Source organism: Pusillimonas minor (assembly GCF_014237865.1).
Classification (GTDB): domain Bacteria; phylum Pseudomonadota; class Gammaproteobacteria; order Burkholderiales; family Burkholderiaceae_B; genus Neopusillimonas; species Neopusillimonas minor.
Window position 1 is genome coordinate 183,592 of sequence record NZ_JACJUU010000005.1, and the last position, 10,092, is coordinate 193,683.

7 protein-coding genes are annotated in these 10,092 nt (G+C 59.5%); 1 reads left to right on the forward strand and 6 read right to left on the reverse strand.

The window, feature by feature from the left end:
- Positions 1-11 precede the first annotated feature (11 nt).
- The 6 genes from GTU67_RS08840 to GTU67_RS08865 form a co-directional block, all read right to left on the reverse strand.
- Positions 12-3,677 (reverse strand): hydantoinase B/oxoprolinase family protein, encoded by a 3,666-nt coding sequence (locus GTU67_RS08840; protein ID WP_185779713.1) that lies wholly within the window; start codon positions 3,675-3,677, stop codon positions 12-14.
- Entirely contained in the window at positions 3,674-4,183 is a 510-nt protein-coding gene (locus tag GTU67_RS08845; protein WP_430459006.1) for a winged helix DNA-binding protein, read from the reverse strand. Before GTU67_RS08845 ends, GTU67_RS08840 begins: the two co-directional genes overlap by 4 nt.
- Before the next feature lie 118 nt (positions 4,184-4,301).
- A complete protein-coding gene (locus GTU67_RS08850; RefSeq protein WP_185779715.1) occupies positions 4,302-4,661 on the reverse strand; it encodes a 2Fe-2S iron-sulfur cluster-binding protein in 360 nt (119 codons plus the stop codon).
- 89 nt (positions 4,662-4,750) lie between these two features.
- Positions 4,751-6,520 (reverse strand): FAD-binding protein, encoded by a 1,770-nt coding sequence (locus GTU67_RS08855; protein ID WP_185779716.1) that lies wholly within the window; start codon positions 6,518-6,520, stop codon positions 4,751-4,753.
- A 291-nt stretch (positions 6,521-6,811) separates the two neighbouring features.
- Positions 6,812-7,660 carry an S-formylglutathione hydrolase gene (fghA, locus tag GTU67_RS08860; protein ID WP_185779717.1) on the reverse strand — a complete coding sequence of 283 codons (849 nt, stop codon included), beginning with the start codon at positions 7,658-7,660 and terminating at the stop codon, positions 6,812-6,814.
- Between the two features lie 110 nt (positions 7,661-7,770).
- The gene (locus tag GTU67_RS08865; RefSeq protein WP_185779718.1) at positions 7,771-8,877 is read right to left on the reverse strand and encodes an S-(hydroxymethyl)glutathione dehydrogenase/class III alcohol dehydrogenase; all 1,107 of its coding nucleotides are present in this window, start codon (positions 8,875-8,877) and stop codon (positions 7,771-7,773) included.
- 193 nt (positions 8,878-9,070) lie between these two features.
- Between GTU67_RS08865 and GTU67_RS08870 the strand changes: the two genes are divergently transcribed.
- Entirely contained in the window at positions 9,071-9,814 is a 744-nt protein-coding gene (locus GTU67_RS08870) for a hypothetical protein (protein WP_249417647.1), read from the forward strand.
- Positions 9,815-10,092 lie beyond the last annotated feature (278 nt).

Consider the following 10,092-nt stretch of genomic DNA (forward strand, 5'->3'; position numbering starts at 1 on the left):
TGTCTTACACCTTAAGACATAGCCCCGAAACCGCCGCCGCCGGGGGTGGCGATTTCGAAGCAATCACCCGCATTCAACTGGGCGCTGTCGGCATGACGCAAAGTTTCGACCTGGCCGTTGGCCCGGATTACCCGGCTTTCACCGCAGGCTCCCGGCGCGCCGCCTTGGGCGCCGAACGCCGGATGCGTCCAGCCATTGGCCAGCAGTGACACCGTCATGGGCTCGAGGAAGCGCAACGTACGCAAACCGCCGTCGCCCCCGTGCCAGCGCCCCTGACCACCCGAACCGCGCCGGATTTCGTAGCGTTCGAGACGAACCGGGAACCGCAGTTCAAGCACTTCCGGGTCAGTCATGCGCGAGTTGGTCATTTGCGTCTGCACGACCGAGGTGCCATTAAAGCCGTCCACGAGGCGCCCGGCCTCGTCAAAGCGCCCGCCAGCACCCGAGCCACCCGACACCGTTTCGTAGTACTGGTAGCGGTCATTACCAAACGTCACGTTGTTCATGGTGGGCTGGCTACCCGCATTAACGCCCAACACGCCATACAACGCGTTGGTCACGCAGGTCGAGGTCTCGACGTTACCCGCCACCACCGCCGCCGGATACCCCGGGTTAAGCATGGAATTGGCCGGCACCACCAGCGTGAGCGGCTTCAGACCGCCCGCATTGATGGGGATGTCTTCGTCGATCATGGTGCGGAACACATACAGCACCGCCGCCGTCGTCACCGCTTGCGGTGCGTTGAAGTTATTGGGCAACTGCGGCGACGTACCGGTGAAGTCAACTATCGCGCTGTTTGTCGCGTGGTCGATCGTCAGCATCACATGAATGACAGCGCCGTTATCGAGCTGCTGCGTAAACTCGCCGTCGCGCAAGCGCGCAATGGCGCGGCGTACCGAAGCCTCGGCGTTGTCTTGAACGTGCTGCATGTAGGCATGCACAACATCAAGGCCAAACGCGTCAACCATCTTCAACAGTTCTTCGCGCCCTTTTTCGTTGGCCGCAATCTGGGCGCGCAAGTCGGCCAGGTTCTGGTCGATATTGCGGGCCGGGTAGCGTGCGCCCGCCAGCAGCTCGCGGAACTCGGCCTCGCGCAGACGACCGCCCTCGACCAGGCGGAAGTTGGTGATAAGCACACCTTCTTCTTCGATAGTCGTAGAGTTGGCCGGCATGGAGCCCGGCGTCAGGCCGCCGATATCGGCATGGTGCCCACGCGAACCAACGTAGAAGAGAATATCCCGGCCTTCGGCATCGAAAACCGGCGTCACCACCGTTACGTCTGGCAAATGGGTACCGCCCGCGTAGGGGTTGTTCAGTACGTAAACATCGCCGGGGCGCAACTGCCCTTCATTGGCCTGCATGACGGCCCGGATGCTGGCGCTCATCGAGCCCAAATGCACCGGAATATGCGGCGCATTAGCCACCAGATCGCCCCGGGCATCAAAAATCGCGCACGAAAAATCCAATCGCTCTTTGATGTTCACCGAGTAAGCCGTGTTCTGCAAGCGGTAGCCCATCTGCTCGGCAATCGACATAAACAGATTATTGAAAATCTCCAGCATGACCGGGTCGGCCTGCGTGCCAATGGCGTAACGTTTGGGGCGTGGCACCACACGCTCAAGCACAATATCGCCGCGCGTCGTCAAGCTGGCTTGCCAGCCGGGGTCGACCAAGGTGGTGGCATTAGCATCAGTAATGATTACCGGCCCATTCAGCACATCGCCCACACGCAAGTCTTCACTGCGATACAAGGGGCAATCGTGCAGGGCATCTTCAACGTGGATCTGCACCGTATCGAACGGCGCCAGCGGCGTCTGGGGGTCGCGGGGCGCACGCGCAAACACCCCGGACGCCTTGTCGGATTCATCGCCAATGGCCTCGGCCACCGCCGACTCGATCACCAGACGGCGGTCGGGCATCAAGAACGAAAACCGCATCGAATAGGCGCGTTCGAAAGCCTGTTTCATGGCCGACGCACTGTCGAGCACCACCGGCAGCGCCGTATCGGTACCCTCGTAACGCAGGTACAAGCGCCGTTCGATGCGAATGCAGTCGGCCGCCACACCCTGCGCCAGCAGGTCGTCGCGTGCTGCAGCCGCCAGGTCATTCAACACCAAACGCGCATCATCCTCGCCGGCTTCATCCCAGATCTTTTCTACAGAGCGCTCACGGATGGCGTTGGCCGCAGCCAGCCCCATGCCATAGGCCGACAGCACACCGGCCAGCGGGTGTACCAGCACCCGTGGCATAGCCAGCGCATCGGCCACGCGGCAGGCATGCTGTCCACCCGCACCGCCAAAGGTCGTCAAGGTATAACGCGTAATGTCATAGCCGCGTTGCACCGAAATTTGCTTGATGGCATTGGCCATGTTCGACACGGCGATGTTCAGGAAGCCTTCGGCTAATTGCTCAGGTGACGTCGCAGCACCCGTTTTTGCAGAGACTTCGGCCGCCATTGCAGCAAACTTGAGACGAACCACGTCGACGTCGAGCGGCTGATTGGCATTGGGGCCAAACACCGCCGGAAAATGTCGCGGCTGTATACGCCCCAACATGACGTTGGCGTCTGTGACCGTTAAAGGGCCGCCACGCCGATAGCATGCCGGCCCCGGGTTGGCGCCGGCCGATTCAGGCCCCACGCGTAAACGGGCGCCATCGAAATGCAGAATAGACCCGCCACCTGCCGCCACGGTATGGATGCTCATCATGGGCGCACGGATACGCACGCCCGCCACCAGCGTATCGAAAGCCCGCTCGTACTCGCCTGCATAGTGCGAGACATCGGTCGAGGTACCCCCCATGTCGAACCCAATGACGCGGTCGAACCCCGCCGCATGCGATATACCGGCCATACCCACAATACCGCCGGCCGGGCCCGACAATACAGAATCTTTACCTTGAAACGCGTGGGCATCGGTAAGGCCGCCGCTAGACTGCATGAACTGCAGGCGCACCCCAGGCAAAGCAGCCGCGACGCGGTCAACATAACGACGCAACACCGGCGACAAATAGGCGTCGACAACCGTGGTGTCGCCCCGCGCGACATAACGGATCAGCGGAGACACTTCGTGGGACACGGACACCTGCGTAAACCCGATAGTGCGGGCCAATTCAGCCAGACGCGTCTCGTGCATGGGGTTCTTGTACCCATGCATCAATGCAATCGCCACCGCACGTACGCCCTGGTCGTACACCTTGCGCAAAAATTGCTCGGCCTGATCATCATCAAGCGGCGTAGCCACCTCACCAGAAGCATCCAGACGCTCGTCAACTTCAATAACTGATTCGTACAACAATTCGGGCAGAATGATTTCACGATCGAACAGGCGCGGACGATTTTGGTAGGCAATGCGCAGCGCATCGCGAAACCCGCGTGTCACTACCAGCGCCACCCGCTCGCCCTTGCGCTCCAGCAAAGCGTTGGTGGCCACCGTGGTGCCCATTTTCACCACATCAATGCGGTCAGCCGGAACCGGCTCGCCGGGCGGCACGCCGAGCAAACGCCGAATCCCCTCAACAGCCGCATCGTCGTATTGCTCAGGGTTTTCGGACAACAACTTGGCGGTGATCAGTTCGCCGTCGGGGCGGCGCGCCACCACATCGGTAAACGTACCGCCACGATCAATCCAGAACTGCCAGCGCTCCTTGTCGGCCGGGGTCGGCCCTTGGGCGCTCATAGCGACGAGGCTGCACGGGCAGCCTGATCGTAAAGGCCCGACAAGGCGCGCAGGCGTTCGGCCATACGCGACAACTGGTCGGCATCGGCCAGTTCGCCTTCAACAGCCGGCAACAAACAGCCGGCACGCACATCGCGGAACCGGTCCAGCATGGCCGCCCCGTCGTCTGTCACGGTATAGAACATTTCTTTGCCTACCTTCTCGCCGGCCACCAGGCCGGCGTTCTGCAATTTTTTCAACGAATAGGTAATCACGTAGGTGTCTTCGTAGTTCAGCGTAAAACAAATATCGGCCAGCCGCTTGGCGCGTTGACGGTGATAAACATGATGCAACACCAGCACATCGGTGACGGCCAGGTCGTGTCCGCCTGCGGCGCGCATGCAGCGCACCACCCAACGCGAAAACGCATTGTGACAAACGATCAGGCCAAACTCGAATTCGGACAACGACGCGTGCGGCCCTTCGGCCAAATGAGCAGACGACAAGATACGCAACGGTGACACCACAGGGGAAACCTCCTCGAATTCGGCACTGGCGCGCACGGCAGCTTTGGCAGCAGCATCCTTAACCTTGACGGGGGCTTTGACTTTACCTGGCGCGTCTGACCTAACGCGCGCTCGCCCGTCATTCATCTTCCGCCTCCAGCCGCTCTTTTACAGGCGCAATCTCGGACACCAGGTCGCGAATACGCGCCTTATTGTGCAACGGAGCTACGTCGTGCTCCGAACCGGGTTCCATGCGAGCCAAGCAGGCGTACACGACCTTACCATCCAATTCCATCATGCACTCTTTGCAGGCGTTGGCGTTAATACAGGAATACCGAAACGCCAGCGTATCGTCCAAATGCTCACGCACCCAACGCAGGCCGTCAAGCAACGAACCCGTCGCGCCCTCGGGCAACTCGAAACGCTCAACGCGCGACTCGCCGCCGCCCACACCGCGTTGAATATTCAAAAACACCGATTGTTTAAGGGCTTCTGTCATGGTTATCTCGCTATGCAATTAATGATTGGCAACATCATGGACCGCATCACTGTTGACGCCATCTGCCCATACGTCGCGCATCTATTCACTTATCCCGCCACGCCTGCCGGAGCCGTTACGGCGTGCGTATCATCCAGGCGTTCGATCGGGCGCTGCGTCAGCACCCAGCGACCCTCACGCCAGACCAGCATCTGGTTCAGCACCCAGGCATCGTCCATCGCCGGGAAGTCTTCACGCTGATGCGCGCCACGGCTTTCGGTACGCGCCAACGCACATTGCGTTACGGCTTCTGCGACCATCAGCATATTGCGCAGATCAAGCGCGTCGATCTGCACGGGGTCTTGCGGGCCATCGCCCCCCGCAACCGCGTCGCCCACTTCGGCACGCATTTGTGCCAACGCCTGCAGGGCTCGCTCAAGGCCCTGCTTTGTACGAAACGGCCCGACATCACTTTGCATAATGGCTTGCAAACGGGCAATTTGCGCCGCAACGTTGGGGCGCGTCGTCATGGCGCTTCCTGCGCCCGATGACGTGGCCTCAGACGGCGTCAGCAATGCTTTAACAACGGGTTGCGCCAAAGCATCGACAACGTCGGCACCGACCCTGTCTTGGGTCGCGTTGTAGGCTGCTGCCGTGCGGCCCGCCTGCAAACCAAACGTAATGGCCTCGGTAATGGCATTGCCCGACAACCGATTGGCGCCGTTAGCGCCCCCAACAGCCTCACCAGCAGCCAGCAGCCCGGGCACGTCGGTTTGCATATCGACATCGACCTTGACGCCGCCCATGTGATAGTGAGCGATAGGCGCCACTTCGATGGGCCCTTTGGTCAGGTCAATGCCGTTGGCGGCAAGCTTGTCAATGATTGGGCCAAAAGCCTTGCGCAGCTCGGCCTCGGGCACGTGCTCGAAGCTTAAGTACGCACCACCGGCGGGCGACCCCCGCCCGGCCTCAACCTCTTTAAGAATGGCGTAGGTAGCCGCATCACGCGTGACGGTATAGCCCTCTTTTTCGGCCTGATGGCCGTATTTCTCGACGAACTCTTCACCCAACCCGTTCAGCAGGCGCCCGCCCAGCTTGTATCGGAACGGGTCCCACATGATGGGGTCGAACCCCACCAGGCGCGGCGCCAGATGCCCGATCGGGAAAAACTGAACGAACTCCATGTCGATTAATTGCGCGCCTGCGCGCGCCGCTAGCGCGTAGCCATCGCCCCCCATGTTCAGCGAAGCGCTATTGCGCTTGTACAGCCGCGTCAACCCACCGGTGGCGACAATGACCGCGCCGGCACGTATGACCAGCACGTCGCCGGTTGTCAGGTGCAAGGCCACCGCACCCACCACGCGCCCGGCATGTACCAGCAGGTCGACCACCAAAATGTCACCCAGGCGCTCAATCGCGTCGTTCTGGGCCACCTGGGTACGCAAGGTCTTGGCAACGGCCGGGCCGGTATTCAGGTAATCGACGTAAACACAGCGCGGACGGTCGTGGCCCGGCGCATGCGCCTGCACCATATGCCCGTCGGCACGCGCCCACCCCGTGCCCCAATCGTCCATCAGACGGATCGCATCGACGCCCTTTTCGCAGAGCAAGCGCGCCAACGGCTCGCTGCACAAGCCTCGCCCGGCCTTAAGCGTATCGGCATAGTGATAACGCCAGTCGTCGGGCACCTGTTCGCCCAGTGCAACGGCCACGGTCATTTGCGCCATGATGGTCGCGCCACCGCGACCAATAAGACTGCGATCGACCAGCATCACCCGCTGCCCGGCCTGCGCCGCAGAAATAGCGGCGCTCATCCCGGCGCCCCCCGCACCCACGATCAAAACGTCGGTACTCAGGTTCTTGATCTGTTTGCCACCCATATGCTGCCCTTGATCTTTATACGTTAGCAATTCATTAATAATTTATTAATGTAGTATAAATTTAACTAAAGAATCGGACGGCTATAAAAGCAACCTGTTGCTGCAGCTCGCAACACCCCCGCATCAATGCTTGCCCTTGCATACGAAGCCCAGGTTCTTAGGCACGACACAAAAAAACCACAGGCGGGAAAAGAGCCCAGCCTGTGGCGTGCTATTGGCCTTAGTGGCCTTTTTGCAATGCGGGTTACCGACACCTACCAGGCCTACTTGCCTGGCAACACCGCAACACCGCTACAACCGCTCGGCGTGAAACGCCATGTGGTCTTCCATGAAGGTAGAAATAAAGTAGTAACCGTGGTCGTAACCTTCGTGGCGGCGCAGCGTTAACGGCTGGCCCGCTTTAGCGCAGGCGGCTTCGAAGGCTTCGGGGTAAAGCTGTTCGGCCAGGAAGTTGTCGGCCAAGCCCTGGTCAACCAAAATACCCTTGGGGAACGGGCACGAGGACTTTTCCATAAGCAATGAAGCATCGTACTGCGCCCATGCCGCCCGATCGCTACCCAAATACCCGCCAAAAGCCTTATGGCCCCAGGGGCATTTTGTTGGTGAAGCGATAGGTGCAAAGGCCGACACCGACTTGAATTTTGGATGGTGGCGCTGCGCCAGCACCAGGGCGCCATGACCACCCATAGAGTGCCCGAAAATACCGGCACGGCTTGCATCGCCCGGCAGTTGCGTGGTGGCAATGGTGAACAGCTCATCAACCACATAGCTTTCCATGCGGTAATTTTTTGCCCAGGGCTCTTGGGTAGCGTTAAGGTAAAACCCCGCGCCAGTGCCAAAATCCCAGCCGTCGTCTTCACCCGGCACACCTGCACCGCGCGGGCTGGTATCGCAAGTGACCAGCATAATGCCGTGCTTGGCCGCCAAACGCTGGGCGCCACCTTTAATCATGAAGGTTTCTTCGGTGCAGGTTAAGCCGGCCAAATAAAACAATACGGGCACTTTGCCCGATTCGGCCTGCGACGGCACAAACACAGAAAAGCGCATGGGCAAGCCAATGGCGCTGGACGCATGCTTATAAAACCGCTGCACACCCCCAAAACAGCGGTGTTCGCTGACCAATTCAAGTTCGACAGACATTTTCTACCCTTTTTAACGAAACGGGCCCCATGGGCCCGGTTTTAACCACGTACATGCGGCACAACGATTAACACCAACGCTGTGCCGCAGTTACAGACGCTGCAGACGGGTTAATACACCACGACCGAACGAATGGACTCGCCTTTTTTCATCAAGTCGAAGCCATCGTTGATTTGCTCGAGGCTAAGCTTGTGTGTAATCAGGTCGTCGATGTTGATCTTGCCGTCCATGTACCAGTCAACAATTTTGGGGACGTCGGTACGACCGCGTGCACCGCCAAATGCCGAACCTTTCCATTCGCGACCGGTAACCAGCTGGAACGGACGTGTGGAGATTTCGGCGCCGGCTTCGGCCACACCAATAATGATCGACTGACCCCAGCCGCGATGGCAGCACTCGAGCGCCTGACGCATGACTTTGGTGTTGCCGATACATTCGAAGGAGTAGTCGGCGCCGCCATCGGTCAGCTGGATGATGTGATCAACCACGTTTTCGACGTCGTTGGGGTTAACGAAGTGGGTCATACCGAACTTGCGAGCCATGGCTTCGCGCTCGGGGTTCAGGTCGACACCAATGATTTTGTCGGCCCCGACCATTTTGGCGCCCTGAATGACGTTAAGACCAATGCCGCCCAGGCCGAACACCACAACGTTGGCGCCGGCTTCGACCTTGGCCGTGAACAGCACCGCGCCAATACCGGTAGTAACACCGCAACCGATATAGCAAACTTTGTCGAACGGTGCATCTTCGCGGATTTTGGCCAGCGCGATTTCGGGAACGACAATGTGGTTGGCGAAAGTAGACGTACCCATGTAGTGGTAAACAGGCTTACCGTCGATGGTGAAACGCGACGTGCCATCGGGCATGACGCCTTTGCCTTGCGTAGCGCGAATCGCCGTACACAGATTGGTTTTGCGCGACAAACACGACTTGCATTGACGGCACTCGGGGGTGTACAGGGGCACCACGTGGTCGCCCGCTTTAAGCGACTTGACGCCCGGGCCGACATCAACCACCACGCCTGCGCCTTCGTGGCCCAAAATGGCGGGGAACAGGCCTTCGGGGTCGGCGCCAGACAATGTGTAGTAGTCGGTGTGGCAAATACCCGTTGCCTTGATCTCGACTAAAACCTCGCCCTCTTTCGGGCCGGCCAGGTCTACGGTTTCAATGGTTAACGGCGCACCTGCTTTCCAGGCTACGGCTGCTCTTGTCTTCATACTGACTCCTGATGATGGCGGGATGCCTGGCACGAACCACCAATGCCTTCCCTGTTTGAATAAAAAATCTGACCGCGTCGCGCCATTTTATGTAGTAAACACTACAAAATAAAGCGCCGAACGAAATTAATTTGATTTTCTGGCATTGCCTTGCGGGCAGCGGCATTGCCGTTGCCCGTATTATGCAATAAGCTTGCGACGTCAAAAACAACACCCTTATATATTTCAGGTTATGGCACGACTGGCGCGGCTTTACGCCCCCGGCATCCCCCAACTGCTGCAAGTACATTTTGCCCAGCCACTGGCGGCCCCCGCCGACCCGACACCGGTCGAGCCTCTGGGGCAACTGGCCGCCTGGCTGCGCGAATGCGCCCACGAGCAACAGGTGACTGTGCATGGCTGGGCCCTGCTGAACGACCGCCTTGCCTTGCTGGCCACGCCGGCCTCGCAGCGGGGCATCTCGCGGCTGGTGCAATCAATAGGGCGCCGTTTTGCCACACGGCTGGCGCTGGGCCGTGTGTTTGACGGCCGTTACCGCAGCGCACTGATACAGCCCGGTGAATGGATTTTGCCCGTCATGGTGTGGCTAGATACCTTACCGGTTCAACTTGGCTACGTTGACCAGGCCGAATTCTGGCCCTGGTCGTCGGCAGTGCACCACACCGGGCTTAACTTAAAGCCCCATACCTGGGCCACCGACCACCCCGACTACTGGCAGCTGGGAAACACCCCCTTCGAACGCCAGGCACATTTTCGCCAGCAACTGGCCAATGGCCTAAACACCACACAACGCGAACACATCGAGTCGGCCCTGTTTGGCCAATGGGCCCTGGGCACCGAACCGTTTTTGCAATCGCTGGACACCACCCGTCGCGCCACCCCCGCGCCGCGCGGACGGCCCCGAAAGCATGTGGCGCCGCAAGAAAACGACGCCTGACGCCCACATACAACGACACCTGAGGCGCTCGTAGAGCCGCCCCTTGCCGCCTTCTGTCCCCCCACGCCTTATTACTTCGAAACAGCACTTGGCTGTTGCAAGAGCCCTATAAAACGCCGTAAATACGCACCCATTAACGCCCCAAAACGGGGCGTTTCAGATTGCTGACAAACCCTCGCGTAAAACCGAGGGTTTGTTCATAATGGGGCATGCTAAAAGAACCTACTGCCTATCAGCATGAGCTTGAGATGGTGACGCTGGAATCGCTGGTTCCTCGC